Source organism: Kamptonema formosum PCC 6407 (genome assembly GCF_000332155.1).
GTDB classification, from domain to species: domain Bacteria; phylum Cyanobacteriota; class Cyanobacteriia; order Cyanobacteriales; family Microcoleaceae; genus Kamptonema; species Kamptonema formosum.
Map to the genome: position 1 here is coordinate 1,229,744 of NZ_KB235903.1, position 23,516 is coordinate 1,253,259.

Annotated in this window: 30 protein-coding genes and 1 pseudogene; 20 read left to right on the forward strand and 11 right to left on the reverse strand. The window is 45.8% G+C overall.

Going from position 1 to position 23,516, the window contains the following annotated elements; translation table 11 throughout:
• A partial coding sequence (locus tag OSCIL6407_RS30505; protein ID WP_193789133.1) for a hypothetical protein occupies positions 1-189 on the forward strand: 189 nt, incomplete at its 5' end.
• Positions 190-192: 3 nt separating this feature from the next.
• On the opposite strand, the pseudogene OSCIL6407_RS38315 reads toward OSCIL6407_RS30505, so the two are convergent.
• Positions 193-1,953: pseudogene (locus OSCIL6407_RS38315) on the reverse strand (cation:proton antiporter domain-containing protein); the annotation flags it as partial.
• Between the two features lie 23 nt (positions 1,954-1,976).
• On the opposite strand from OSCIL6407_RS38315, the gene OSCIL6407_RS0110250 reads away from it, so the two are divergent.
• A complete protein-coding gene (locus tag OSCIL6407_RS0110250; RefSeq protein ID WP_007355407.1) occupies positions 1,977-2,906 on the forward strand; it encodes a M23 family metallopeptidase in 930 nt (309 codons plus the stop codon).
• Positions 2,907-3,280: 374 nt separating this feature from the next.
• Positions 3,281-3,820 (forward strand): late competence development ComFB family protein, encoded by a 540-nt coding sequence (locus tag OSCIL6407_RS0110255; RefSeq protein WP_007355406.1) that lies wholly within the window; start codon positions 3,281-3,283, stop codon positions 3,818-3,820.
• Between the two features lie 45 nt (positions 3,821-3,865).
• On the opposite strand, the gene psb29 is transcribed toward OSCIL6407_RS0110255, so the two are convergent.
• A complete protein-coding gene (gene psb29 / locus OSCIL6407_RS0110260; protein ID WP_071592476.1) occupies positions 3,866-4,579 on the reverse strand; it encodes a photosystem II biogenesis protein Psp29 in 714 nt (237 codons plus the stop codon).
• A 413-nt stretch (positions 4,580-4,992) separates the two neighbouring features.
• On the opposite strand from psb29, the gene OSCIL6407_RS0110265 reads away from it, so the two are divergent.
• On the forward strand, positions 4,993-5,613 hold the full coding sequence (locus OSCIL6407_RS0110265; RefSeq protein ID WP_007355404.1) for a chromophore lyase CpcT/CpeT: 621 nt from the start codon (positions 4,993-4,995) through the stop codon (positions 5,611-5,613).
• Between the two features lie 121 nt (positions 5,614-5,734).
• Here the strand turns inward: OSCIL6407_RS0110265 and OSCIL6407_RS0110270 are convergent, their stop codons facing one another.
• Together OSCIL6407_RS0110270 and hemF are read right to left on the reverse strand one after the other, a co-directional pair.
• Positions 5,735-6,097 carry an STAS domain-containing protein gene (locus OSCIL6407_RS0110270; RefSeq protein WP_006631392.1) on the reverse strand — a complete coding sequence of 121 codons (363 nt, stop codon included), beginning with the start codon at positions 6,095-6,097 and terminating at the stop codon, positions 5,735-5,737.
• Between the two features lie 71 nt (positions 6,098-6,168).
• Complete coding sequence (gene hemF, locus OSCIL6407_RS0110275) at positions 6,169-7,200, reverse strand: oxygen-dependent coproporphyrinogen oxidase (protein ID WP_026103695.1); 1,032 nt, start codon at positions 7,198-7,200, stop codon at positions 6,169-6,171.
• 272 nt (positions 7,201-7,472) lie between these two features.
• Here hemF and OSCIL6407_RS0110280 point away from each other — a divergent pair, with 272 nt between their 5' ends.
• From OSCIL6407_RS0110280 to hrcA, 7 genes are all read left to right on the forward strand, one after another.
• Complete coding sequence (locus tag OSCIL6407_RS0110280) at positions 7,473-8,543, forward strand: Mrp/NBP35 family ATP-binding protein (RefSeq protein ID WP_007355402.1); 1,071 nt, start codon at positions 7,473-7,475, stop codon at positions 8,541-8,543.
• A gap of 117 nt (positions 8,544-8,660) precedes the next feature.
• A complete protein-coding gene (locus OSCIL6407_RS0110285; protein WP_007355401.1) occupies positions 8,661-8,858 on the forward strand; it encodes an NAD(P)H dehydrogenase subunit NdhS in 198 nt (65 codons plus the stop codon).
• 233 nt (positions 8,859-9,091) lie between these two features.
• On the forward strand, positions 9,092-9,760 hold the full coding sequence (locus tag OSCIL6407_RS0110290; protein ID WP_007357436.1) for an HAS-barrel domain-containing protein: 669 nt from the start codon (positions 9,092-9,094) through the stop codon (positions 9,758-9,760).
• Between the two features lie 157 nt (positions 9,761-9,917).
• Positions 9,918-11,480, forward strand: a complete 1,563-nt coding sequence (gene crtD / locus OSCIL6407_RS0110295; RefSeq protein WP_007357437.1) for a C-3',4' desaturase CrtD — start codon at positions 9,918-9,920, stop codon at positions 11,478-11,480.
• A gap of 30 nt (positions 11,481-11,510) precedes the next feature.
• The gene (locus OSCIL6407_RS0110300) at positions 11,511-11,900 is read left to right on the forward strand and encodes a pentapeptide repeat-containing protein (protein ID WP_007357438.1); all 390 of its coding nucleotides are present in this window, start codon (positions 11,511-11,513) and stop codon (positions 11,898-11,900) included.
• 65 nt (positions 11,901-11,965) lie between these two features.
• Entirely contained in the window at positions 11,966-12,406 is a 441-nt protein-coding gene (locus OSCIL6407_RS0110305) for a rhodanese-like domain-containing protein (protein ID WP_019487192.1), read from the forward strand.
• 158 nt (positions 12,407-12,564) lie between these two features.
• Positions 12,565-13,665: a heat-inducible transcriptional repressor HrcA gene (gene hrcA / locus OSCIL6407_RS0110310; RefSeq protein WP_007357440.1), complete on the forward strand. Its 1,101-nt coding sequence runs from the start codon at positions 12,565-12,567 to the stop codon at positions 13,663-13,665.
• 211 nt (positions 13,666-13,876) lie between these two features.
• Here hrcA and OSCIL6407_RS32485 read toward each other — a convergent pair whose 3' ends face one another.
• Positions 13,877-14,014: an IS5 family transposase gene (locus OSCIL6407_RS32485; RefSeq protein WP_007357441.1), complete on the reverse strand. Its 138-nt coding sequence runs from the start codon at positions 14,012-14,014 to the stop codon at positions 13,877-13,879.
• A gap of 21 nt (positions 14,015-14,035) precedes the next feature.
• On the reverse strand, positions 14,036-14,938 hold the full coding sequence (locus OSCIL6407_RS0110315; protein WP_007357442.1) for an alpha/beta fold hydrolase: 903 nt from the start codon (positions 14,936-14,938) through the stop codon (positions 14,036-14,038).
• Between the two features lie 248 nt (positions 14,939-15,186).
• Between OSCIL6407_RS0110315 and OSCIL6407_RS0110320 the strand changes: the two genes are divergently transcribed.
• A complete protein-coding gene (locus OSCIL6407_RS0110320; protein ID WP_007357443.1) occupies positions 15,187-15,660 on the forward strand; it encodes an ATP-binding protein in 474 nt (157 codons plus the stop codon).
• A 133-nt stretch (positions 15,661-15,793) separates the two neighbouring features.
• Here OSCIL6407_RS0110320 and OSCIL6407_RS0110325 read toward each other — a convergent pair whose 3' ends face one another.
• The gene (locus OSCIL6407_RS0110325) at positions 15,794-16,075 is read right to left on the reverse strand and encodes a DUF6439 family protein (protein WP_007357444.1); all 282 of its coding nucleotides are present in this window, start codon (positions 16,073-16,075) and stop codon (positions 15,794-15,796) included.
• A 140-nt stretch (positions 16,076-16,215) separates the two neighbouring features.
• Here OSCIL6407_RS0110325 and OSCIL6407_RS0110330 point away from each other — a divergent pair, with 140 nt between their 5' ends.
• The gene (locus OSCIL6407_RS0110330; protein WP_007357445.1) at positions 16,216-16,575 is read left to right on the forward strand and encodes a hypothetical protein; all 360 of its coding nucleotides are present in this window, start codon (positions 16,216-16,218) and stop codon (positions 16,573-16,575) included.
• A gap of 124 nt (positions 16,576-16,699) precedes the next feature.
• Here OSCIL6407_RS0110330 and acs read toward each other — a convergent pair whose 3' ends face one another.
• Positions 16,700-18,670, reverse strand: coding sequence for an acetate--CoA ligase (gene acs, locus OSCIL6407_RS0110335; RefSeq protein ID WP_007357446.1), 1,971 nt, complete (start codon positions 18,668-18,670; stop codon positions 16,700-16,702).
• A 161-nt stretch (positions 18,671-18,831) separates the two neighbouring features.
• On the opposite strand from acs, the gene OSCIL6407_RS0110340 reads away from it, so the two are divergent.
• The 3 genes from OSCIL6407_RS0110340 (at position 18,832) to OSCIL6407_RS0110350 (ending at position 20,145) form a co-directional block, all read left to right on the forward strand.
• Entirely contained in the window at positions 18,832-19,110 is a 279-nt protein-coding gene (locus tag OSCIL6407_RS0110340; RefSeq protein WP_234708805.1) for a type II toxin-antitoxin system RelE family toxin, read from the forward strand.
• A 19-nt stretch (positions 19,111-19,129) separates the two neighbouring features.
• The gene (locus tag OSCIL6407_RS0110345) at positions 19,130-19,327 is read left to right on the forward strand and encodes a type II toxin-antitoxin system prevent-host-death family antitoxin (RefSeq protein WP_007357448.1); all 198 of its coding nucleotides are present in this window, start codon (positions 19,130-19,132) and stop codon (positions 19,325-19,327) included.
• A 158-nt stretch (positions 19,328-19,485) separates the two neighbouring features.
• Positions 19,486-20,145, forward strand: coding sequence for a hypothetical protein (locus OSCIL6407_RS0110350; RefSeq protein ID WP_026103697.1), 660 nt, complete (start codon positions 19,486-19,488; stop codon positions 20,143-20,145).
• 40 nt (positions 20,146-20,185) lie between these two features.
• On the opposite strand, the gene OSCIL6407_RS0110355 is transcribed toward OSCIL6407_RS0110350, so the two are convergent.
• The 3 genes from OSCIL6407_RS0110355 to OSCIL6407_RS32490 are packed head-to-tail and all read right to left on the reverse strand — an operon-like array spanning position 20,186 to position 20,984.
• Positions 20,186-20,431: a type II toxin-antitoxin system RelN family antitoxin gene (locus tag OSCIL6407_RS0110355; protein ID WP_007357450.1), complete on the reverse strand. Its 246-nt coding sequence runs from the start codon at positions 20,429-20,431 to the stop codon at positions 20,186-20,188.
• Positions 20,428-20,727 (reverse strand): colicin immunity domain-containing protein, encoded by a 300-nt coding sequence (locus OSCIL6407_RS0110360; RefSeq protein ID WP_007357451.1) that lies wholly within the window; start codon positions 20,725-20,727, stop codon positions 20,428-20,430. The genes OSCIL6407_RS0110355 and OSCIL6407_RS0110360 overlap by 4 nt, the downstream gene beginning before the upstream one ends.
• A gap of 2 nt (positions 20,728-20,729) precedes the next feature.
• Positions 20,730-20,984, reverse strand: a complete 255-nt coding sequence (locus OSCIL6407_RS32490) for a colicin D domain-containing protein (RefSeq protein ID WP_234708806.1) — start codon at positions 20,982-20,984, stop codon at positions 20,730-20,732.
• Between the two features lie 51 nt (positions 20,985-21,035).
• On the opposite strand from OSCIL6407_RS32490, the gene OSCIL6407_RS0110370 reads away from it, so the two are divergent.
• The 4 genes from OSCIL6407_RS0110370 (at position 21,036) to OSCIL6407_RS0110385 (ending at position 23,267) form a co-directional block, all read left to right on the forward strand.
• Complete coding sequence (locus OSCIL6407_RS0110370; RefSeq protein ID WP_007357453.1) at positions 21,036-21,698, forward strand: vWA domain-containing protein; 663 nt, start codon at positions 21,036-21,038, stop codon at positions 21,696-21,698.
• A 143-nt stretch (positions 21,699-21,841) separates the two neighbouring features.
• Positions 21,842-22,618 carry a PP2C family serine/threonine-protein phosphatase gene (locus OSCIL6407_RS0110375; RefSeq protein ID WP_007357454.1) on the forward strand — a complete coding sequence of 259 codons (777 nt, stop codon included), beginning with the start codon at positions 21,842-21,844 and terminating at the stop codon, positions 22,616-22,618.
• An 11-nt stretch (positions 22,619-22,629) separates the two neighbouring features.
• The gene (locus OSCIL6407_RS0110380; protein WP_019487193.1) at positions 22,630-22,950 is read left to right on the forward strand and encodes a hypothetical protein; all 321 of its coding nucleotides are present in this window, start codon (positions 22,630-22,632) and stop codon (positions 22,948-22,950) included.
• On the forward strand, positions 22,935-23,267 hold the full coding sequence (locus OSCIL6407_RS0110385) for a type II toxin-antitoxin system PemK/MazF family toxin (protein WP_019487194.1): 333 nt from the start codon (positions 22,935-22,937) through the stop codon (positions 23,265-23,267). The genes OSCIL6407_RS0110380 and OSCIL6407_RS0110385 overlap by 16 nt, the downstream gene beginning before the upstream one ends.
• The last annotated feature ends 249 nt before the right edge of the window (positions 23,268-23,516 follow it).

The following is a 23,516-nucleotide window of genomic DNA, read 5'->3' on the forward strand; positions in this document are numbered from 1 at the left end:
AGCGGGGGAGATGGGGGAGATGGGGGAGATGGGGGAGATGGGGGAGATGGGGGAGATGGGGAAGGTGGGGGAGATGGGGGAGATGAGGAAGTTAAATCCTCCCTATCCTCCCTATCCTCCCTATCCTCCCTATCCTCCCTATCCTCCCCATCCCCTCCCCAGTCCCTCCCAATCTCTCTTAACAGTTAACAGTTAACCGTTAACCATTAACTCTATCTGTTCGTGTACGGAGCCTAGTTGGTAGAAACTGCCGCACAGTAACACGCGATCGCCCTCTTGCAGATCTATATCTCCCTCCGGCCATCGGATAAACTTCCCTTCTCGCTGGATGGCTTGTACCTCTACCCCGCACAAATTTGCTAAATCCAACTCAGAAAGCTTTTTGCCTCCCCAAGGGCTATTAGCTGCCACCGCTAGCCATTGGCAAGAGTTACCACCCTGGGGAAGTGCAACTTCGCCCCTGGCCAGTAGGTAAAAACTGGCAAGTTCTTCGGGTTCTCCTACCACCAAAACGCGATCGCTTCCCTGCAAGACTGTTTGACCATGAGGATAGTCAATTTCCTCCCCCAGATTCCGCACGATCGCCATTAAACTTACCCCAGTTAATTGCCGCAAGTTAGTTTCTTCCAGAGTCATACCCACCAAAGGAGAATCTTCCGGTAAGGAGAACCATTTGCTGTTCATATCTTTAACTGCGACTTTGAGTTCCCGCGAGACTTCGAGGGGCTGGCGATCGGGGCGGAACTCTAGATAGCGACTGCTACGGATTTGTTGAACTTCTCCTTCGATGGCGATCGCTGAGAGCCCCATTCCCTCTAGTAAGTGGGAAGATAGTTCTAAACTCGCTTCAAATTCTGGCTGCACCACCTCCAGCGCCCCCAATTGATACAGCAGTTCAATATCTTTATCTTGATTCGCTCGCACCACAATATCCAACTCTGGGGCTAACTCCAAGGCTCGTTTCAAGCTCAGGCGAGTGCTCATGGGGTCAGGAAGCGCGATCGCCATTGCCTTTGCCCGTTCTACTCCCGCAGCTTCCAGTACGTGCAAACTGCCCGCATTGCCGTAGATGTAAGGAATATTTTGCGCTCTACATTCTTGCACCCTGCTTTCTGACTGGTCAATCACTACTACAGGATAACCGTGACTTTGCATCAGCCGCACCAAATTGCGGCCTACCCGCCCATAGCCACAGATCACAACGTGATTTTGGGTCGGCAAATTTTCAGCGATTGCGGTTGGTTGAGAACTTTGGTCAAAATAAGGCTGCAACGGCTCGAATGTTTCCGCCCAGTTTAAAAGTTTCGGCACCATCCCCATCACAAAAGGGGTAATTACCAAAGTAACTGCCGTTGTTCCTGCAATTAACAAATACACCCGCCGCGAAACCAATCCCAAATTTTGTCCCGCACTGGCGAGTACAAACGAAAATTCACCGATTTGAGCCAGTCCCAAACCAACAATTAATGCCGTTTTTAAGGGATAGCCAAAAGACCTGACTATCGGCGTAATGATCGCAGATTTACAGACAAATACTATAAAAACTAGCCCCAGGATCAGTTCTAGATTGTTCCACAAAAATCTAGGATCGATTAACATTCCCACTGCTACAAAAAATAGAGAGGCAAAAATATCTCGCAGCGGCTCGACATAGGTCAAAGTCTGGTCAGCATACTCCACTTCTGAAATCATTAAGCCAGCAACAAAAGCTCCCATTTCAATCGAGAAACCCAATTGTTCTGTCAGTAGAGCAATACTTAAAGCTAAGACAACTACACCCAGCAAAAACAACTCCTTACTCTCAGTTTTAGCTAAGAAACGTAGCAAAGGCGGTATTACCAAAATGCCAACGATTATAGCCCCAAGCGCAAATAAGCTGATTCTCAGTAGAGCAGAAGCGATCGCCATCCCGATCGCTTCTGCGGGTTGATTGAGCGCCGGTAAAAGCGAGAGCTAGTTCAGTTTCTATATAGTTAATGATGATGATCGAACGAGTGAATACCTGGAATCAGCCGCTTACTTCCCCCGTAACTGCAATCAGATTGGTGACCGGGAAAATTGCGGCGGTAGTAAGTGGAGTAGCAGTTGCCAGCGCGATCGCTTTGGCGACACCAGTACAAGCTTTGCAAGTGCTAGTAAAACCACCGAACCCGCAACTGGGTGATACCCTGTCGGTAGTTATCCAGGCAGATTCTAGCCAAGAAGCAAGTCCGACAGTTTCTGTTAAACAGAAGACTTACCAAGCATTTCCAATGGGGAACGGTAGATGGCGGGCGCTGCTACCTACGACCCCTTTAGATAGTGCTGGCCCAGTGCAAATCCAAGTTACCAGTGGTGGCGAGAGCAAAAATTTAACTGTACGGGTGCGCGATCGCTCTTTTCCCACTCAGTCGATTTGGCTTCCTCCCGGTAAAGATAGCGAAGGTACTGACCGCGAATTTGACCGGGTGGACGCATTTAAGGAACTCGTAACACCGCAGAAGTTCTGGAACGGGCCATTCCTAAGACCGAACGGCGGAGAAATTACTACCATTTATGGGGTAAGACGGTACTACAATGGAGTCTTTGCCAAAGATTATTACCATCGGGGTGTAGACTATGCTGGTGCTTACGGTTCTCCGATAGTAGCTGCGGCTGCTGGTCGCGTCGCTCTAGTGGGGCGTGAATCTGAAGGATTTCTGATTCACGGTAATGTCATCGGCATCGATCACGGTCAAGGGGTGGCGACTATCTATCTACACTTAAGTCGGATTAATGTCAAAGAGGGGGATGTTGTCAAAGCTGGTCAAGTAATTGGCGCTTTGGGGGCAACAGGAGCAGCTACGGGCCCTCACCTACATTGGGGGCTTTATGTAAATGGAGCCTCGGTCGATCCTGTTCCTTGGCGATATGAGGCGATTGAGTAACATTTTTGAGCGGTAAAATCCTGAAAATCTCTCGCATTAAGCTGAGAGGAGGAAAGGTAGCGGCAGGATTTATCCTACTGCCAGTGGATGATAGGATGAGACTACGAGTAGGAACAATCGCTTAGAATTCTTTTTTATTTAGGTAGGAGAGAAGCCATAAGTGTTGAGTTGCAATCTTGTGCGGGCGAGAATAGGGGGTACGATCGCAGATTTTGGCAATCATCCCAACATAAATTCTCTCTCACCTCACCCTAAATTCGAGGCGATCGCGCTCACAACCTGTGTTTTCACCAGCTCAAAAAATGTTTTCTACTCTCACCTTAAAAACTTAAACTCACAATTCTATTGATGATGCCGTCGAGCGGGGAAGCATTATGAGTATTGAAAAAATTGTCGAACAAGCTTTGCAAGACGGTTATTTAACGCCGTCGATGGAAGCAGAAGTGGGGCGGATCTGCAACACGGCCTCGGAACTTTCGATTGAAGAATATATGGCTCTCGATCGCCTGATGGGAGCTTTATTAACTGGGGAAGTTGTAGTTTTACCCCGCAAGCAGTTCATAAATGTGATGGAGGAATTGGTGCTTAGCGAGGCGATCGCGCGGGTAGCAGAAATTGAGGCGGCTAGCGAGGTGACTCTAGACGTAGGAGATATCGCTGCTTATGCCTTAAATAGGCTTCCTCCCCTTTATGCTACTACGGAGGAGGGCGCGCATTTCCAGCGGGCGAAGGCAAAAGAGCAACTTCAGGATTTGATTGCTGGTCAAGTTAACGAAGCGATCGCCCGTAACTTAGATCGACCAGACACTCCCAACCCAACAGCCTTGGGTAAATCTTCTGGAAACGAAGTCCTCTCCCAGCTAACTACGTGGCTACAAGCTAATGCCACCAATTTCGATCCTCAGCCTTTATAAAATTAGTTAATAGTTAACGGTTAACTGTTAACCGTTAACTATTAACTAATTGCTAGCTTCCTCTGAACCGTTCGGAGGGCTAACAACCGCTTTTTCTGCGCGTTTTTCGCGTTTCTTGCGATCTGCTTGCAGGACATCTGCAAGGACAATTCGCGCCTGTGCTATTTTTTCCAGATTGCTGCGGTATAGGTCTAAATCTTTAGTGACTTTTTCCTCTGGTAAGTGCAATGCTGCACAAACTTTAGCGATCGCCTGAACTCGCGCCTCTGGATCTTTTACTAAGTCAGGGTCTACTATTTCCAGCAGCGCAAACAAACCGATGGCAAATAAGCGGCTGTATTTAAATTTGGAGTTAGTCGCGATCGCAGTGATTGAGGCTTGCAAATCACCAGTATCTTCAAAGCTGGTCGATCCCTCCAGCCACGATAGCAAGTCCAAAATAGAAACGCGAGAAGCCAAACCTTCCAAACGTCTCGCATCCTGCTGATATCGCTGGGGATCGTCGCCCAAAGCCTGACAAAGCCCATTAAAAATCGAAACCTTATCCTGTTCTGGCAAATACCCTTGCATGAAGCGCTCAAAAGCTGTCACCACCCCCAAGGCGTAGATTGGGTTGTAGCGAAAATCGACGTTCACCGAAAGTAAGTGCATTTCTACCATTAACTCTTCCACTACACGACGATAGATAGAGTTAATAGGGCGAGTATGAATCGTGTAGAAACTTCGCTTTGTATCTGAGACAGTGCTGTTGTTATTCACCTGGTCTTCTAGCGGTCGAATTGCGCCGCAGCGGGGGTGCTGGGCGGTGTGAGGAAAGCCGGACTTTTTGTGCAGCGATCTTGCTGACAAATAGTTGCACGTTTTTCAAGGCTTTGCAGTCCCAACTAACGAGGCAAAACCTGGCAAATGGCGTTTTTCCAATTCGCTGATTTTGCCCACTCAGGAATCAAGCCCCACACTTTAGTAACGCCCTGCTTTGGAGGGTTTTGATACCGTCCCGACGGCGGCGTTACTGAGGTAATGCTTAATTTCTGCGATTGCGATTGGGCTACCTGTACTATCATACCTTAGCCGGGATCGCTAAATCATCTCAACTTCGGGCTGACTTACCTTTGTGGGATAAACACAACCCAGCTTTTTTGTCAAGATACAATTTCAGATTTCAAATCGATATGACACTTTCTGCTGAATTAACCGCTTTAGCTCGCTATATGGCAGGGGAATTCGACAATCGCACGCAAGCGATCGCCGATCCAGTTTGGTACGTCCACCTCCGCCTGTGGCAGCGACCATTCCCTATTTCCCTATTTTCTGAACCCAGCATCACCCTCTATGTCGAACAAGCCAACATTCTCAAACCAGACAAACCCTATCGACCTCGGATTGTACAACTGCGGCATTCACAGAGCGCACCAGAGCTTATAGAAGTTCAGTATTATATGCTCAAGGATATAGCAGCCTTGCAGGGAGCAGGTCAGAATCCTAATTTACTGAAGCAGCTAACACCAGAGCAAGTAGAACTCCTCCCCGGCTGCACTCTCACAGTTACTCGGCAAGATTTAACTTCAAACCGTTATCGGTTTCGCGCGTCCTTACCCCCTGAAACCCAGTGCTGCTTTACCTATGGCGGTCAAACTTATCAAATAGACCTCGGATTTGAGGCCTCGGCCGAAGAATTTCTTAGCTATGACAAAGGAATTGACCCTAAAACAGGCAAATCCATCTGGGGAGCTTTAATGGGCCCCTTCAGATTCGTTAAAAGCCAAGATTTTGCCTCAGAAGTAATCGGTTAAAGGCATGAAGAAGGAAGAAGGAAGAGGGAAGAAGGAAGAAGGGCAGGAATTTACCTTGGGGTGTTCCTGATACTCCTCATCTCCTGAGTTCCCGCAATCCTAAGCCTCCGATCTTTTCGCTCTAACTTGCGCGGGGTACGCCTTCTAGAGCTTCTTCTTCCGTTTCAAAAATTTCAAACACAGAATCCATCATGGTGACTTCAAACACCAGTTTGGCTTCTGGATGAACGTTGCAAATCCGAAAACTCCCCTTAACTTTATCGGCATCGCGCATTCCAGCCACCAGTGAAGTTAGGCCAGAGCTATCGATAAAGTTAACCTGACCTAGATTCACAACAACATGACGACTAAGTTTGGAAATACATTCCTGCAACTTGAGGCGGAATTGCCATGCGGTTGTGATGTCCAAGCGTCCAGTCGGTGCCAAGACGATAACTGTTGTACCGTCCTGAAGCGTATGGGTTTTTTGATCGATGTGAATCACTGACCCTTCCCTCGAGATTGTAGGTATTGCGGTGGTTGATTATCTCACAGTAGTTTAACTCAGAGCTGTGACTACACACCTATCCAATTAACCCAATCTTGGGGTTTCAAGAATGTCTCGTACAGTTCAGCTTCTGGAGTCTGAGGTTCCGGTTGATAGCCATACTCCCAGCGTACCAAAGGAGGTAACGACATGAGAATAGATTCGGTGCGACCGTTGGTTTGTAGACCGAAAATAGTTCCTCTATCGTAGACGAGGTTAAATTCGACGTAGCGGCCCCGGCGGTAGAGTTGGAAGTTCCGCTCGCGATCGCCATATTCCATCGATCGCCGACGCTCTACAATGGGCGAATAAGCTGGTAAAAAGGCGCGTCCGCATTCCTGTACAAAGGCAAACAAATCTTCCCAACTGCGGGGTTCTGGGATGCCAATTTGATTGCTGTAGTTAGCAGCAGGCCCTTTGGGGTCTGGGCCGCGATAGAGTTGGGTTTGACCGTCTTGGTAGTCAAAAAATAGACCGCCGACACCGCGCGTTTCTTGGCGGTGCTTGAGGTAAAAATATTCGTCACACCACAGCTTAAATGTGGGGTAATACTCAGGGTGGTGGCGATCGCAAGCCGCCTTCAAAGTCTGATGAAAATGAGCTGCATCTTCAGCAAAAGGATAATAGGGAGTCAAATCCGCACCCCCTCCAAACCACCAGACGTGGCCCGCCTCAAAATAGCGATAATTTAAATGCACAGTCGGGATATAAGGATTGCGGGGGTGCAAAACCATCGAAGTCCCAGTCGCGTAAAAACCTTTACCCGCCAATTCCGGGTACTGATGAAGAATCGAAGGCGGCAAAGTTTCGCCCCAAACCTCCGAAAAATTCACCCCACCTTGTTCAAAAACATCCCCTTGCGTCATCACGCGAGAACGTCCCCCACCCCCTTCCGGGCGTTCCCAGGATTCCTCTTTAAATTTGCCAATACCATCAAGGGCTTCTAAGCCTTGACAAATTTCGTCTTGTATGCCTTGCATAAACTGACTAACCCTACTTTTTGAGTCAGCAGGTAGTAGAGGCGCGGATGTAGGTGTTTTGGAAGTTGTAGAAACAGTCATAACAAATTCAAATGTAAGATTAGAGATTTTGCGATCGGCAAGGAATCCAAAATCTGGCGGTGATGTCATTATCCCACTCTAGACCAGCAGAGGGGCACAAAAAGATACATTAAGAAATAGCAACAAATATAGGATTTGCGTAACGCCGCCCTTCGGGGGGTATCCTCACCGCCCAGAGGGGGCATTACAAAGTGCCTAAGTCCTAAAACATATACATCAACAGCAGGATTTTAAAATTAACTGCTCAGATTTACAGCAAAGGTGGAAAAATAATGTCCGATCGGCTCGATATTAACTCAGTCTTAGAAATCCTTCGACCCGTCCAAGACCCCGAACTCGGCAAAAGTTTGGTGGAATTGAATATGATTCGCAACATCAAAATCGACGGGGGCAAAGTTAGTTTTACCTTAGTGCTGACCACCCCTGCTTGCCCTCTACGAGAGTTTATTGTTGAAGACTGTCAAAAAGCCGTCAAGCAGTTACCTGGAGTTGAAGGCGTAGAGGTGGAAGTCACGGCAGAAACCCCTAAACAGAAAGGAGTACCCGATCGCCAAGGCATTGAAGGTGTTAAAAATATCTTAGCTATTTCTAGCGGTAAAGGCGGCGTTGGTAAGAGTACGATCGCAGTCAATGTCGCCGTAGCATTGGCTCAATTAGGCGCTAAAGTAGGCTTACTAGATGCTGATATCTACGGCCCTAACGACCCAACAATGTTGGGTCTGGCAGAGGCTAAAGTCATGGTCACGAAAGGCCCCCAAGGAGACATTCTCGAACCGGCATTTAACTACGGCGTAAAGCTGGTTTCAATGGCCTTTTTGATTGACAAAGACCAGCCCGTAATTTGGCGCGGCCCGATGTTAAATGGTATTATCCGCCAATTTCTCTACCAAGTGCAGTGGGGAGATTTAGACTATTTGATTGTCGATATGCCTCCGGGGACTGGCGATGCCCAACTAACTATGGCACAAGCGGTACCAATGGCCGGTGCAGTGATTGTGACTACGCCCCAGACTGTCGCCTTGCTGGATTCTCGCAAAGGGTTAAAGATGTTTCAGCAGTTAGGCGTGCCCGTATTGGGGATTGTAGAAAATATGAGTTATTTTATTCCCCCAGATATGCCAGATAAACAATACGATATTTTTGGGTCTGGTGGCGGCGAGAAAACTGCTGCTGAGTTAGGCGTACCCCTATTGGGGCGCGTACCCTTGGAAATTCCTTTGCGGGAGGGTGGTGATGGAGGCGTGCCCATTGTAGTCGGACAACCCGATTCAGCTTCGGCGAAGGAGTTGAAAGCGATCGCGCAGCGCATTGCTGGTAAAGTTTCTGTAGCTGCCCTTGCTTAGAGAGTTTTGTAGGGGCGGTGCCCCCGTGCCCGCCCTGAATTTTAAGTATTTTACATAACTCAAAACTCTTCTAACTCCTAGTAAGCTAGAAATTGCCAACCTTACTATCAAAGAATTATGATTTTCCCCGGTTCAGCAGTTCGAGTTAAGGATATCGGCGAGATTTATTACGACTTTCAAGGACAAGTCCAGCGAGTCAGCGATGGCAAAGCTGCGGTACTTTTTGAAGGTGGAAATTGGGATAAGCTGATTACATTCCGGCTGTCGCAGTTAGAATCTGTGGATGCTACGGCTGGTCGTGCTAAAGGTAAATAACAAAGGTAATTGATAATTGGTAATTGGTAATTGGTAATTGGTAATTGGTAATTGGTAATAGCTAATGGCTAATGGCTAATGGCTAATGGCTAATGGCTAATGGCTAATGGCTAATGGCTAATTACCCCATCTCCCCCCATCTCCCCCCATCTTCCCCCATCTCCCCCCATCTCCCCCCCTCTCCCCCCCTCTCTTTCCCCTAGCCCCTAGCCCCTAGCCCCTAGCCCCTATATATGCGTCTTCCCCTACCTCAATTTACTGTAGAAGATCGTCGCCGCGACCACATTGGTGAGGTTATTGAAACAGCTACTACAGAATTTGTGGCTCAATGTTTAGAGCCAGATGATTTAAACTTTCCGCCGATGCCACCTTTTGGATGTTGGGTGAAAGCTGTAGACGAAGAATCTAGAAATCAGATTTACGGCGTAATTTATCATGCCACAACTTGCCCCATTGATACAGTTCACAGGGCTAGAGCTTTGGGTTTATCTCTCCAAGATTTAAGGGAACAACAACCCCAGATTTTTGCAATGTTAAAAACGGAATTTCGAGCAGCAATTGTGGGATTCCAAGGGCCGGAAGAAAGGTATAATGGTTCTGTACCGAAGCCGGGAACTATTTATCAATATATCCCGCCGCGTCCACCACAAATTCACCAAGCTGTTTATAGTTGTGAACCGGATGAGGTGATTGCTTTTAGCGAACAGTTGGATTTTTTGCGGACGCTGCTTGAAGTTAGTAATGCACCTGTGGATGCGTTGGCGGCGGCGGCGATTCGGGAGATTTATCAACTACGAAAACGCGATCGAGCCTGGTTAGTGCAGGCCGGAAGAAGTTTGAGTCTTGTGCTTAAAGATGATTACGATCGGTTAAGAGTAATTTTGAGTCAATTGCATCCATAAATAACCTAATTAAACGTTAGATACAGATAGCTAATAAGCTTAAGATATAAGCATTTTTCCTTCTATCCTAGATAACTAAAATTTCTTCTAGGTCTCCGCGTCTCCGCGTCTCCCCATCTCCCATCTCCCATATCCTTCTTCCTTCTTCCTTAATTTTATGCTAAGCGATCGCACTCCTGACAGCAAACCCCGAATCGTCGTAATTGGGGCCGGAATTGGTGGACTCACAGCCGCAGCCTTATTAGCCAAAAGAAGCTACCAAGTGCTAATCTTAGACCAAGCGATCGTTCCTGGGGGATGCGCTTCTACCTTCAAACGTAAAGGCTTTACCTTCGATGTTGGTGCTACCCAAGTAGCAGGTTTAGAACCTGGAGGTATTCATCATCGTATTTTCTCAGAATTAGACATTGAAATTCCCGCCGCTACACCCTGCGATCCCGCTTGTGCAGTATTTCTTCCCGGTGAAACTGAACCTATTAGTGTGTGGCGAGATCCTAAAAAATGGCAGTTAGAAAGGCAAAGACAATTTCCCGGAAGCGAACCTTTCTGGCAGTTATTAGCAACTTTATTCAAACCTAGCTGGAAATTTCAAGGTAGAGATCCAGTTTTACCGCCACGTAATTTGTGGGATTTATGGCAATTAACTAAAGCAGTTCGTCCCGAGACTTTGATTACTTTGCCGTTTACCTTCATGACGGTAGGTGATGCTTTAAGATTGTATGGTTTGCGGGATAATCTACGTTTGAAAACTTTTTTAGATTTACAGTTAAAGCTATATTCTCAGGTGGATGCAGAGGAAACAGCACTACTTTATGCGGCGACGGCTTTAGGTGTTTCCCAAGAACCGCAGGGATTATATCACTTGCAAGGGAGTATGCAAGTATTAAGCGAGAGTCTTGTGGAAGCTATAGAAAGAGATGGTGGAAAATTATTAATGCAGCATACAGTTGAACAAATTCATACAGTCAGTAATAAGGCTAATGGCGTAACTATTCGCAATCAGAAAACAGATGAAGTTTGGACAGAAACGGCTGACCATATTATAGTTAATGTAACTGTACAAAACTTAGTAGAATTGTTAGGGGAAGGAGAAAAATTAGCAACTAATTTAGTAACTAATTCAGTTGCTAAATTGCCAGACTCAATGGTTGGCTACAAATATCGAGTAGATAAATTGCCTCCTGCATCAGGTGCTTTCGTCATATATTTAGGAGTAGAGGAAAGTGCAATTCCTGAAAATTGTCCGCCACACCTTCAATTTTTATACGACTATAACGGCGTAATTGGTGAAAACAATTCCCTATTTGTTTCTGTCAGCAAGTCAGGAGATGGTAGAGCACCGAAAGGGAGGGCGACAATTACAGCCTCATCTTTTACCGATACTAGAAAGTGGTGGAATTGTGCGGATTATGAAGGGTTGAAACAAAGATATAGCGAAGAAGCGATCGCGCGTTTGGGTCAATATTGTGACTTAACACCTGATAAGATTTTACATCAAGAAGCAGCAACGCCTCGAACATTTGCGCGGTATACTGGGCGAGATCTAGGAGTGGTCGGCGGTATTGGTCAAAGAATACCAACTTTTGGGCCGTTTGGCTTTGCAAATCGGACACCAGTTAAGCATCTTTGGTTAGTAGGTGATTCCACTCATCCAGGGGAAGGAACAGCGGGAGTTTCTTACTCTGCTTTAACAGTGGTAAGGCAAATTGTTAATGGTTAGTGTTCGTAGTAGAGATTTAGGAGGAGAGTTATGAACAAAAAAGAATTGCTCAGACTTTACGCTGCTGGGGAGAGAATTTTTGCGAGAATTAAGATTAATGACACTGCGTTGAGTGGAGTTGACTTAAGTGGAATCAATTTGAGCAAAGCTCACCTTATGGCTTTCAATTTGAGCGATGCCAATTTTAGTAATGCTAACCTGAGTGGGGCTAGAATGCTTGGTACTAATCTAAGCGGCGCAAATTTGAGTGGTGCTGATTTGACTGACGCTGACTGCGAGAGAAGTAAAACTGATAATGTTATTTTGGTGGCAACCAACCTGACAGGCGCTAAAGGTTTTGGTAGTGGGATAGGAGCTTTTATCTGCAAAACCATTGAACCAGGAGGTGAATTCGTAGAGGGGCCCGATTGGATTGAGTAAATAAGCCATAAATTTAATGTTATACTAAGTAGTTAACGAGTGTGCTTTGCCTCCTCAACTGCTTGGTGAAGCCAAAGATATATCTCTACAAACACTGCCTTTTTGTCATTGCTGATAATAGTATTTTTAATATTGCCGTCGATAAAAGCTCTAACCAAATGCCACAAATGATACCGGAAATTAGTGTAGAAGAATTAGGCCGCCGTCTCCAGGAAGAATCAGTAGAGAAATTGCAGCTTGTAGACGTGCGAGAAACCTACGAAATTGCGATCGCATCCCTACCAGGGTTTGAAATTTTGCCCTTAAGCGAATTTGCCGCATGGTCTGACCAAATTCGTACCCGCCTCGATCCCGACGCAGAAACTCTAGTTCTATGCCATCATGGGGTGCGATCGGCTCAAATGTGTCATTGGTTGATAGATCAAGGCTTCACCAATGTCAAAAACATCACAGGCGGGATCGACTATTACTCACTAAAAGTCGATCGCACCATCCCCCGCTATTAGCCAAACTCTGTTATGGTGGGATTAACAACTCCGATCTGCTATCTTTGAGGACAGAGTTTCTGGGTTCAGAGTAGAGGCGGGTTTAGCCCATAAACTTTGCATCTCACCGATCGATTTTATACAAAACCCGCCGCCATTTGTTCGATAATTGAGCTTAAATGCCTGTGAGCGTCAATCTTACCGATCGCCAACAACGTATTCTTTGGGCAACAGTTCGCCATTATATAACTACAGCCGAACCTGTTGGCTCAAAAGCTTTGGTTGACGAATATAACCTCAGTGTTAGTCCCGCCACCATTCGTAATGCGATGGGAGTCTTAGAAAAAGCCGGACTACTCTATCAACCTCACACCTCCGCCGGACGGATTCCCTCTGACTCAGGCTACCGGATTTATGTAGATCGGCTGATCGCTCCCTCTGAAAAATTAGGTGGTAAAGTCGAACAGGTTCTAGACCAGCTTAATTGGTCTGATGGCCGGATGGAAACGCTGCTGAGGGGTGCAGCCCAAATTTTGGCAACTGTCAGCGGCTATATTGCCTTGATTACCCTTCCTCAGTCTCATACTGGTAACTTGCGCCACGTTCAACTGGTGCAAATCGACCCGAAACAGGTAATGCTGATTGTGGTGACTGATAGCTACGAAACGCAGTCAGTTTTGATGCAGTTACCTCAACCTAAAAATGGTGAAACCAGCGAAACTTTTGGGCCAGAGGATGCAGAAATAGTCGATCGCGAATTGCAAATATTATCAAATTTCCTTAATAGCCAACTGCGGGGGCGATCGCTGTGCGAACTCTCACTGATCGATGCTAGCGAATTAGGTCGCGAATTTGAACGCTATGCCGAATTATTGAAAACTGTACTCTCAGATTTGAGTCGCAAAGCTCAAACTCCAGCTTATACACGCATTTTAATAAGTGGTTTAGCAGAAGCCCTACGATTACCTGAATTTTCCCAACTCCAACAAGTTCAAACCATTATTCATCTACTAGAACAAGAACAAGAGCAACTCTGGCCTCTAATTTTTGCATCAGGTAGCTCAGAAACGCCCGGTAAGCGGGTGAAAGTGCGAATTGGGTCAGAAAACCCCTTAGAACCGATCCGCTGTTGTACGCTAATTTCCTCAACTTATCAGCGAGGTTCAGTGCCGGTGGGCAGTGTCGGAGTTTTGGGGCCGACGCGGATGGTTTATGAAAATGCGATCGCTGTAGTCGAAGCAGCAGCAGATTATTTAAGCGAGGCGATCGGTGGAACTTGAGCAATTTATCCTGATAGCTATCTCTAGCTTGGGAATATAAAAAGCATAGATGCACCCTGATTTACAAACCCCAAGCAAAACTTGCCTGGGGTTTTTTATAGCTAGGGGCTAGGGCGTGTTTTCAAACTATAGCAACCGCCAGGGCGGTTAAGGGGCTAGGGGCTAGGGGCTAGGGAAGAGGGGAAGAGGGGATGAAGAAAGTTTCAACGTCTTAACCGCCCTGGCGGTTGCTATACAACCATAACAGAATGCAGGCGATCGCGATCGTGGCTGTATAATTTGTAGCTAGCTTTTCATATCGTGTAGCAATACGTCTCCATTGCTTGAGTCGGTTGAGAGCACGTTCCACAATGTTACGTGACGGTAGATTTCACGAATTAAAGAGCGATCGCACCCAGGAACCGATCAAAGCGTTTACCTGTTCTGGTACTTCGTCGTGGGGACAGTGGCCGGCGCGGATAAAATGTTCTGTTAACTGAGGATAATGTTGGCGAAACTTGGCGCTTCTTTCTTGTGAATTCATCCAAGGGTCAGCTTCTCCCCACAACATTAACAAGGGACAGCTCATTTGACTGAGCAATACATCTATTTTTTCCCCTTGAGGTGTCCTAAAGACAGAAGCAAATACTTTAACTGCACCGCGATCGCAGGAAGGAAGATAAATCTCTTCCACTAACCGAGCTGTGACTGCACTTTGGTCGAGATAAACTTTTTCTAGGGTTTTCCGAATTACCGATCGCTGCCTAATATACTGAAATAATAGAAAACTTGCCCAATCTTGTTGAAATAAGACCTTAGCTAGGGAAGCAAGGGCTTTTTGCAAGGGAGGCGCGTCGGGGGCCGGTTGTGGCTCGCTAAATGGCCCGGCGCTGTTGATTAAAATTAATCCTGCGGCTGAGGCTGGACGTTGAGCGGCGACACACAAAGCTGCATAACCTCCCAGGGAATTTCCAGCTAATACTGCTGGCCGACCAATCACATTGGTGATGAAATCATCAAGTTGGTCGCGCCAAAGATCGCCGCCATACTGCCATTCTGGTTTAGCTGAACGCCCAAATCCTAAGAGGTCGATCGCCCACACTTCAAAATCTTTGCTCAGTTCGGCGATATTCTTTCGCCAGTGGTCGCAAGATGCGCCAAACCCGTGAATTAATAGCAGGGGAGGGCGTTGGGGCTGCGTTTCTCCGGCACGGATGTAGTAAATTGACTGTCCCCGCCACTGCCAGATTATGCCGGGTATAGATGCTGTGGTAATAGCTGGGGTTGCCTGCATGATGTAAAGATTTAATAAGTTATTTGAACCATTGTATCGAAAAATCGGGAGGGGGAGGGATGGCGATCGCCTAGTGTTCGGTCTGCCGAAGAATATTTTCCGAAGCTATTCTCTTTTGTTAAGTATTTTGGTAATCTAGGAATATAAGTAGAATTGCAATGTTCAGTTAAGTGGACATATTCAATAGTAGGGGAGCCAACTATGCAGGGCGTGAATGTTATCCACCTGACAGTTAGGGAGTTTTCTGAGTGATTGCTTTATCTCCGCGCCCCGTAGGGCGCAAGTGGGTTACGGTTAGATTCGCTTCTACCCTCTACCTTTGTCCTATTTTGGATCTGCTTTTAGCAGAGGTTCCGGCTCCGTGGAAAGCGGAACTCCGGTTAGGACTTCAGGAAGCTTTGGTGAATGCTGCTAAGCATGGGAACAAATTAGATCCCAGCAAAACAGTTGCAGTACGTTTTTCCTTTATGTCAAATCAATTGTTGTGGGTGATATCAGATGAGGGTTCAGGCTTTTGCGCCCCTTGTGAGTGTAGTATCCCCCCATCTATGTGCGATCCACATACAGATAACTTTACCCCCCCCCATGTTGAACAAGAATGTGGCAGGGGGTTATTTATTCTTTATCAAATTTTCGATCGGGTGGAGTGGAACTCTCAGGGTACAGAGTTAACTCTGTGCAAAGAAGTTGACCGCCGTTCTCGGTTGCCTTATGTGCGTTAGGGTTTAATCAATTTTGAGTTGTAGGGGTGGTGTCCCCGTTCCCGCTCTTTGAGTTAATAAAGAAGTTTATTAGCTCAAAGCTGAAGGTGAGCGATCGCCTACTTTTATACTCCTACAATCTCACAATGCGGAACTATTTACCGTGTCCGTGAGTGGGACAAGGGGGAGCAGAGATTGACTTATCTAGCCAGCCTACTGCTTGACTGAGGCGGGGTAGAGCTTCCTCTGTTTGGTTTTTGAGCAAAAATACTAAGGCTGCTGCTGCTTGTTCGCTGGCGCGAGCTGAGCGGTTAGCTTTGAGTCTGTGCCAATCTTTTTCGGAGATGGCTAGGCGCTGGGCTAGTGCTTGGGCTAGTTCGATTGTGCTAAGTTCGTTGAGGTTGATGCTGGGTGATGACTGGGTAGTTTTGAGCATAGTTATTGGGGAGGTAGTTTGGTTTCCATCCCTGTAGGGATTTAAAATTAATCCACTTAAGGTTCTTACTATACCGCAAACAAGAGCAATAACTAATTTACAAATAGGTTTTCTTAACTATTGGTCAGGGTAAATACGGAATGAAAACGCCTCAAGAGTCGCCGGGAGAAAATGAAGCTGAATTTGAACAAGCATTGCAGGAAGTGGAGAGAGTGCTGGCGGATGTTAAGGAACGTTACGAACAGGTGAAGCGCGATCGCGATCGACAGGTTGAACTGGGACATCGACGGGAGGATATTCGTCAGCAGCAGCGTCGAAATCCTTTACCTGAGTTTAAGGCAGAATTGCGACAAATTCAGCAGGAATTGGAAACTATAGAACTTAATTTGGAAAGTAGCCTGTTTAGTTGGGGAAGTTTGAAACAACCTTTTTGGCAGGCTGTGCGGTTTGGGGGAGTGGGAATTATTATTGGTTGGATGTTGAAGTCTTTTGTGGGGTAGGAAAATTGTTTCCTAAAAACACTTTATCAAAAGCACAATCAAGAGAGAAAAATCGCAAATAAACGCAGATAAATTCAATAATTATCTGCGTTCATCCAGCTATATCTGCGGTTAAAAAATCCCCTTATGCACCACCGCGTAATTTATCCAAAACGGTGCGATCTTCTAAGGTAGAAGTATCTCCTGTAACTTCTTGACCGGCGGCTAAAGAACGCAACAACCGCCGCATAATTTTACCCGATCGCGTCTTCGGTAAAGCATCAGTAAACCGAATCTCTCCGGGACGCGCGATCGCGCCAATCTCACTGACAACGTGCTGTTTCAACTCCTTCTCTAACTGCGGACTCGAACTATACGCACTATCCAAGGTAATAAAAGCTACAATCTCCTCTCCCTTAATCTCATCCGGCTTACCCACAACCGCCGCCTCAGCGACCGCAGGGTGAGAGACTAAGGCTGATTCAATCTCCATTGTACCGAGTCGGTGGCCGGCAACACTAATCACATCGTCCACGCGGCCCATCACCCAGAAATAGCCATCTTTATCCTTGTGTGCGCCATCGCCGGCAAAGTATAAATAATCGCCATTTTTCGGGCGCAAATATTCCCAGTAAGTGCGACGGAAGCGATCGGGATCGCCGTAAAGCGTTCGCATCATTCCCGGCCAAGGATGCTTGACGACTAAATAGCCGCCGCTTTCATTGGTAACGGGTTCGCCGTCTTGATCGATGACATCGGCGACAATTCCAGGGAAAGGTAGGGTTGCAGAACCGGGTTTAGTGGCGATCGCACCTGGTAACGCTGTAATCATAATCCCGCCCGTCTCAGTTTGCCACCAAGTATCGACAATTGGACATTTGGAGTTACCGATGATCCGGTGATACCACATCCACGCTTCCGGGTTAATGGGTTCGCCAACGGTTCCCAACAGCCGCAAAGATGATAAATTCCGGGATTTGGGGTGATGTTCGCCCATTTTCATAAACGATCTGATCGCAGTCGGCGCGGTGTAGAAAATGTTGACACCGTATTTCTCGATTACATCCCAAAAACAACCGGGGTTGGAATTACGCGGCGCACCTTCGTACATCAGGGTTGTAGCGCCGTTGGACAGCGGCCCATATACAATGTAGCTGTGACCTGTAATCCAGCCGACATCGGCCGTACACCAGTAAACATCGGTATCTTGCAGGTCGAAGATCCACTTCGTGGTCATGTGGGCGTATAGATTGTATCCGCCGGTGGTGTGAACAACGCCCTTCGGTTTACCTGTACTACCGCTGGTGTATAGAATAAACAGCATATCTTCGCTGTCCATTGGTTCGGCGGGACAGTCGGCGGATATGCCTTGTTGTAAGTCGTGCCACCAATGATCGCGGCCGGTTTCCATGTGGATTTGTTGTTTTGTCCGTTGAACCACCAGAACGTCTGTAACGCTTGGTGTTGCGCCGTTAGCGAGGGCTTTGTCTACTTGTTCTTTCAGGCCAACGATCGCATCTTTGCGGAAGCCACCATCTGCCGTAATTACCAATTTAGCTTGGCCGTCGTTGAGGCGATCGCGCAAAGCTTCAGCGCTGAATCCGCCAAACACTACGCTATGGATTGCCCCAATTCTGGCACAGGCTAACATCGCGATCGCGGCTTCGGGAATCATCGGCATATAAATACCAACGCGATCGCCTTTTTGCACTCCCAATTGTTTAATTACATTCGCCATTTGGCAGACTTCGCGGTGGAGTTGCGCGTAAGTGAGAGTCCGTGAGTCTCCCGGTTCCCCTTCCCAAATCAGCGCCGCTTTATTCTTTCTCCAAGTCGTCAAATGCCTGTCTAGACAGTTGTAGGAAATATTAATTTTACCGTTGACAAACCACTTAGCAAAAGGCGGTTGCCAGTCGAGTACGGTATCCCATTTTTGGAACCAGTCAAGTTCTTTTTCTGCGAGTTCTGCCCAGAATGCTTGGGGATCTGCTTTAGCGCGATCGTAGAGTTGTTTGTACTCTTCCAAGCTTTTGATATGCGCTTTTTCGGAAAATTCCGCCGGTGGCTGGAATAAGCGTTTTTCTTGCAGTATTGATTCGATCGTATCTTGTGACATCGTTCTTAAATGTAACTTCAATTAGTCTTTTTAACTATTGTTTGCACAAGTTGGGACAAAAATATGTTTATTTTCCTTAAGACTTGAGAATCTCCTGTAAACTTAAATTTTTAACTATTGATTGAGTGGATAAGTTATGAGATAATAAAAATGGTAGTATCTTGGTTATCCTGTGGATGAGCGACGGTTTGATGAATTACCAAGTTGAGTTTAAGCCGAAAGCGATTAAAGATTTAGAATCTTTGCCAGTAGAGGTACAAAACCGAGTTTTGACCAAGATTGAGTTAATGCAAAATAACCTAACTGGGGATGTGAAACGCTTAACTAACTACACGCCAGAATATCGACTGCGGGTAGGAGATTACCGAGTTTTATTTGAAATCGAGGAAGATGTTTTGGTAATCTACCGTGTCAAACATAGAAAAGATGCTTACACTTAGACAATTGGAGGAAATATTAATGATTCCATTACATCCTGAGTTTATTACGAAAAATGGCAAAAAGGAATTTGTCGTGATACCTTACGAAGAATTTGAAGCACTGCAAGAATTAATTGCTGACATGGAAGATTTGATGGATTTGAGAAAAGCCAAGGAGGAAGATGTAAATCAGCCTTCAGTACCGTTAGCAGAGGTGAAAAAAATGTTAGGATTTTAAGATATATGGGACTTACGCACCCAACCAAAGAAACCGGGTTTTTTGACGAAAATACTTCGCCCTCACCCACATACGATCTCAAAAACCCGGTTTCTGCGACGACCTGCGTAAGTCTCGATCTAATGAAATTGTTGTTAAAATTGACTCTAAAAAAAGCCATGACTGAAAATTTAGAAGCAAGCCAACTTTCACTAAATGAGGTTCATTGCCTTCTCAAACTAGAAAGACAAATAGAAGGTTCTTTTGCTGAATCTTTATCTCTGGAACCACTAACCGACGTTGAACAGCAGGAAATATTGGAGATCGGTCATAATTTTTGGCGTTATCTAGAAGCTGGAAAAATTTCTGAAGAACTGGTTAAATTTTTAGTGCTTTCACCATTAATGAGATTAACAGGATTTTTCAAAATTCCTGTCGTCCTGACAATGGAAAATAGTATACCTATTGAAGTTGAAGATGGAGACACTTTAATTAAAGGGCGCTTGGATATTTTAGCAGTAAATCAGCCCGATGCAGAGATAACAGCGACGCGGTTTTGGATTTTAGTAGTCGAGGCAAAAAATAGTACACTCGATCCTTGGGCGGGTTTACCCCAGTTACTAACTTATACTTATAAAAGTTTGCAGCAGCAAGCCTCTGTTTGGGGATTAACGACGAATGGACGTAATTATCAGTTTGTGCATTTGACACGGGGAAATCCTTGTACTTATCAGATTTTACCAGAATTAAGTTTGATTGACAGGGAGCGATCGGTTCAGTTAGTGCAAGTGTTGAAAGCTATTTGCAAGTTGCAAAATGTACAGTTACAATTGGCATAACTCAGTTGAAATAAGAAGAAAAGCTATGACTGAAACTTTATCAGACATCATCAATTCCCTCCCAAATTTGGGCAACAGGAATCGTTTTACCAGTCATTGCTTCATGCCAAGCTTGACGAAAATCTGCTAAAATTGTTTCTTTAGGTTGCTCTTCTTCATTAATTTCTGTTACTTCTTGAATGAGCACAATCACTTCGACTCGGCTATCTCGTTCTAACTCTAGTGGTTCATCAACACACAATTGTCCTTGATTATCAATCGTTGCCATCACTTTAATTGCTTTCATTTGTCCTCCCGATAATTTAAGGTGTAAGAAGTTGTTAAATCAACCAACTTATCCAGCGTTTCCTCTGCCGATACTTGCAATTGATCCTCACCAATATCAAATCGAGGATCTTCAATCAAATCTGGATCGCTGCAATAAGCATCCACATCGGCAAACAGCTTGTCTAAAATTTTAAATTCTCTTCCTAGTTGGAGATTATTATCACCCTTAAACAGTTGTATAAACCGCTGCTCAAACTCATCAGCACTAATAGTATTGCCAACAAACTCTTGTAATAACTTGATATATTTCTCCATACCTATCCACCTCCAATATCTCCAGTGGTGGTTAATTCCACAACTTGTGAAGAATTCAGTTTCCAACCAATAACAAAGTTATCTCCTGCATCCACAATAACATTCAAATTAGTTAATAGGTCAAAATAGTGCTTTACTGGTTGCCTGCGATAAGTACCCGCAATCTCCTGCACTCCCTGTTTCTGCAAGTGAACTTGAATAGCCTTGGTAAAACTATCTAGCCCCTCATGGAACCTCTGGCGGATCTTAAGAGACAATGGAAGGGAAGTTATCCCCGCAGAAGTAACAGCAAGGTCAACCCTGGAACCATGAGACTCGACGAAGCCGTAGAATTTGCCGAAAACCCAGAGCCCCGATGCCCCTGCGTCCTCCTACTGGACACATCAGGCTCAATGCAGGGCGCACCCCTTGATGCCCTCAACGAAGGACTGCAAACCTTTAGGGATGACCTCACTAGAGACGAACTCGCCAAAAAGCGCGTAGAAGTAGCCATTGTCACCTTCGACAACCAGATTAAAGTCGTGCAAGACTTTGTGACAGCCGACCAATTTGAGTCCCCACTGCTGACAGCCCAAGGACAAACCCACATGGGCGCTGGTATCAGCTACGCCCTGGACATGATCGCCGCCCGCAAGTCGGAATACCGCAACAACGGCATCACCTATTACCGTCCCTGGGTATTTATGATTACTGACGGCGAACCTCAAGGAGAGTCAGAACAGCTTGTAGAACAAGCCGCCCAGCGGATCAGAGAGGAAGAAGCTAACAAGCGCGTTGCCTTTTTTGCTGTCGGCGTGGAAGGCGCTAATATCTCACGTTTAGCCCAAATTGTCGATCGCACTCCCGTAAAACTTAGAGGGTTAGATTTCCGCGAAATGTTCATCTGGCTGTCCGCTAGTATGCAAAGAGTATCTCACTCAAAAATTGACGAACAAGTAGCACTCCCGCCCCCTGGATGGGGAACAGTTTAGTAATTGTTAACTGTTAACTGTTAACTGTTAACTGTTAACTGTTGACAGTTAATTGTTAACTGTTGACCAATAACTAACAACTAACAACCAACAACTAACAACTAACAACTAACAACTAACAACCAACAACTAACAACCAACAAATGACAGAAGATAAAGGACAAATAATTAAATGCCGAATTGTAGCGGCATCAGTGATGGGAACAAGTCACGAAAAGCGATCGCAACCCTGCCAAGATGCACATAGATGGGAACTTCTACCAGACGGCATTTTAGTCGCCGCAGTTGCAGACGGTGCTGGTTCAGCTACACTTGCAGAAGTGGGAGCCCAAATTGCAGTCACAGCCTCCGTAGAAGCCATTTCTCAGAACCAGCAAACATGGTTTGAAGATGACAGCAATTGGCATCAATTGCTCGCTGAAGCCCTGAAAACAGCGCGGGAAGCTGTGGAAGCAGAAGCAAAAGTTAGAGAAGTCAAAGCGCGAGATTTAGCCAGTACATTAATTTTAGCTATAGCTACTCCTTACCTGTTAGCAGTTGCCCAAATTGGGGACGGTGCGGCGGTGGTAGGAGATAGCGAAGGCAATGTTATCGCAGTGACAGTTCCACCCTGTGGCGAGTACATTAATGAAACTATCTTCCTGATTTCAGACAATGCTTTGGAAACAGCACAATTGCAAGTATGGCGAGGAAAATTAACGCATTTAGCCCTGTTCTCCGATGGTTTGCAAATGTTAGCCTTAAAGATGCCAGACGGCACGCCTCATGTTCCCTTCTTTTCCCCCTTATTTCGGTTTGCGGCACAAATAGAGGATGAAGTAGAAGCCAAACAGCAGTTAGAATCATTTTTGCGATCGCCCCGCGTTACCGAACGCACTGACGACGATTTAACCTTATTATTGGCAAGTTTTTCTAGTTAGGAGATTGAGCAATGGAACCCAAAAGATATTATTTTAAGCTAGAAATGGAACAGTTGCCAGACGATGTTTGGCAGCAGTTTAAATATAGCGACATTGTAAAAACAATGAAATTTCAAAATAAAGTAGAAATTGTAGAACAGATTGAAACACTGCCCGAACCAGTTTTTGATAATTTAAAACAAACCCTCAGAAAAATCAGGGATGAAAACTTCTTTAAACTAATAAAAGCCAATCCCGAAAAGTTTGAATGGTTTCTGACCGCCTCGGTAGCCGTCTCAGAGGAAGAACGGCGTTTGGAGGCCTTGGAGGATGAAGCATGGAAAGATTTGTAAAGGGTGATGTTGTAGTGACTTTATTTCCCTATTCAGACTTTAGCAAAACGAAACGCCGTCCTGCTCTAATTTTAGCTGTACTCCCTGGAGAAAATGTAATTGCGTGTCAGATTACCAGTCAGCCAATTATTAATCGTTACGCAATTTCGATTAGCCCTACAGATTTTACCGCAGGTTCGCTGAAAAAAGAGAGTAAGATTCGCCCAGAAGTAACTCATACAATTGAGCGCAGTGTTATTAGTTACAAAGTCGGGAGTTTTACACCGGAAAAAGTAGAGGAAGTAATTAAAAAACTGGTAGAAATCCTAGAAGAATAGTAAATCACTATAATACTAAAAAAACAGCAGAAAAACCCTCTCAACCGCTGATAAAGTAAGGTGGGTACAAGCCGCAAAAAACTTATAACTCATAGCCGAAGATGGTTCTCAGCTTGCGCCCACCCTACAAGGTTTCTTCTTCCTTCTTCTGATATATAACAACTGCCAAGATGGTTAGGACACTCCGAATGGCTGAAACCATTGATTCTCTTCCCCTCTTCCCCTCTTCCCCTATTTACCCTTCCCCAT

What these genes read in the sequence shown, in the direction of transcription:
- OSCIL6407_RS0110300 (WP_007357438.1), top strand. Translation starts at nt 11,511, where the DNA reads ATGAACAAAAAAGAATTGCTCAGACTTTACGCTGCTGGGGAGAGAATT.
- OSCIL6407_RS0110290 (WP_007357436.1), top strand. Translation starts at nt 9,092, where the DNA reads ATGCGTCTTCCCCTACCTCAATTTACTGTAGAAGATCGTCGCCGCGAC.
- OSCIL6407_RS0110255 (WP_007355406.1), top strand. Translation starts at nt 3,281, where the DNA reads ATGAGTATTGAAAAAATTGTCGAACAAGCTTTGCAAGACGGTTATTTA.
- OSCIL6407_RS0110350 (WP_026103697.1), top strand. Translation starts at nt 19,486, where the DNA reads ATGACTGAAAATTTAGAAGCAAGCCAACTTTCACTAAATGAGGTTCAT.
- OSCIL6407_RS0110330 (WP_007357445.1), top strand. Translation starts at nt 16,216, where the DNA reads ATGAAAACGCCTCAAGAGTCGCCGGGAGAAAATGAAGCTGAATTTGAA.
- OSCIL6407_RS0110360 (WP_007357451.1), bottom strand. Translation starts at nt 20,727, where the DNA reads ATGGAGAAATATATCAAGTTATTACAAGAGTTTGTTGGCAATACTATT.
- OSCIL6407_RS0110385 (WP_019487194.1), top strand. Translation starts at nt 22,935, where the DNA reads ATGGAAAGATTTGTAAAGGGTGATGTTGTAGTGACTTTATTTCCCTAT.
- OSCIL6407_RS0110380 (WP_019487193.1), top strand. Translation starts at nt 22,630, where the DNA reads ATGGAACCCAAAAGATATTATTTTAAGCTAGAAATGGAACAGTTGCCA.
- OSCIL6407_RS0110315 (WP_007357442.1), bottom strand. Translation starts at nt 14,938, where the DNA reads ATGCAGGCAACCCCAGCTATTACCACAGCATCTATACCCGGCATAATC.
- OSCIL6407_RS0110375 (WP_007357454.1), top strand. Translation starts at nt 21,842, where the DNA reads ATGACAGAAGATAAAGGACAAATAATTAAATGCCGAATTGTAGCGGCA.
- OSCIL6407_RS0110345 (WP_007357448.1), top strand. Translation starts at nt 19,130, where the DNA reads ATGATTCCATTACATCCTGAGTTTATTACGAAAAATGGCAAAAAGGAA.
- OSCIL6407_RS0110265 (WP_007355404.1), top strand. Translation starts at nt 4,993, where the DNA reads ATGACACTTTCTGCTGAATTAACCGCTTTAGCTCGCTATATGGCAGGG.
- OSCIL6407_RS0110280 (WP_007355402.1), top strand. Translation starts at nt 7,473, where the DNA reads ATGTCCGATCGGCTCGATATTAACTCAGTCTTAGAAATCCTTCGACCC.
- OSCIL6407_RS0110250 (WP_007355407.1), top strand. Translation starts at nt 1,977, where the DNA reads ATGATGATGATCGAACGAGTGAATACCTGGAATCAGCCGCTTACTTCC.
- hemF (WP_026103695.1), bottom strand. Translation starts at nt 7,200, where the DNA reads ATGACTGTTTCTACAACTTCCAAAACACCTACATCCGCGCCTCTACTA.
- crtD (WP_007357437.1), top strand. Translation starts at nt 9,918, where the DNA reads ATGCTAAGCGATCGCACTCCTGACAGCAAACCCCGAATCGTCGTAATT.
- OSCIL6407_RS0110325 (WP_007357444.1), bottom strand. Translation starts at nt 16,075, where the DNA reads ATGCTCAAAACTACCCAGTCATCACCCAGCATCAACCTCAACGAACTT.
- OSCIL6407_RS0110285 (WP_007355401.1), top strand. Translation starts at nt 8,661, where the DNA reads ATGATTTTCCCCGGTTCAGCAGTTCGAGTTAAGGATATCGGCGAGATT.
- hrcA (WP_007357440.1), top strand. Translation starts at nt 12,565, where the DNA reads ATGCCTGTGAGCGTCAATCTTACCGATCGCCAACAACGTATTCTTTGG.
- OSCIL6407_RS0110355 (WP_007357450.1), bottom strand. Translation starts at nt 20,431, where the DNA reads ATGAAAGCAATTAAAGTGATGGCAACGATTGATAATCAAGGACAATTG.
- OSCIL6407_RS0110370 (WP_007357453.1), top strand. Translation starts at nt 21,036, where the DNA reads ATGAGACTCGACGAAGCCGTAGAATTTGCCGAAAACCCAGAGCCCCGA.
- acs (WP_007357446.1), bottom strand. Translation starts at nt 18,670, where the DNA reads ATGTCACAAGATACGATCGAATCAATACTGCAAGAAAAACGCTTATTC.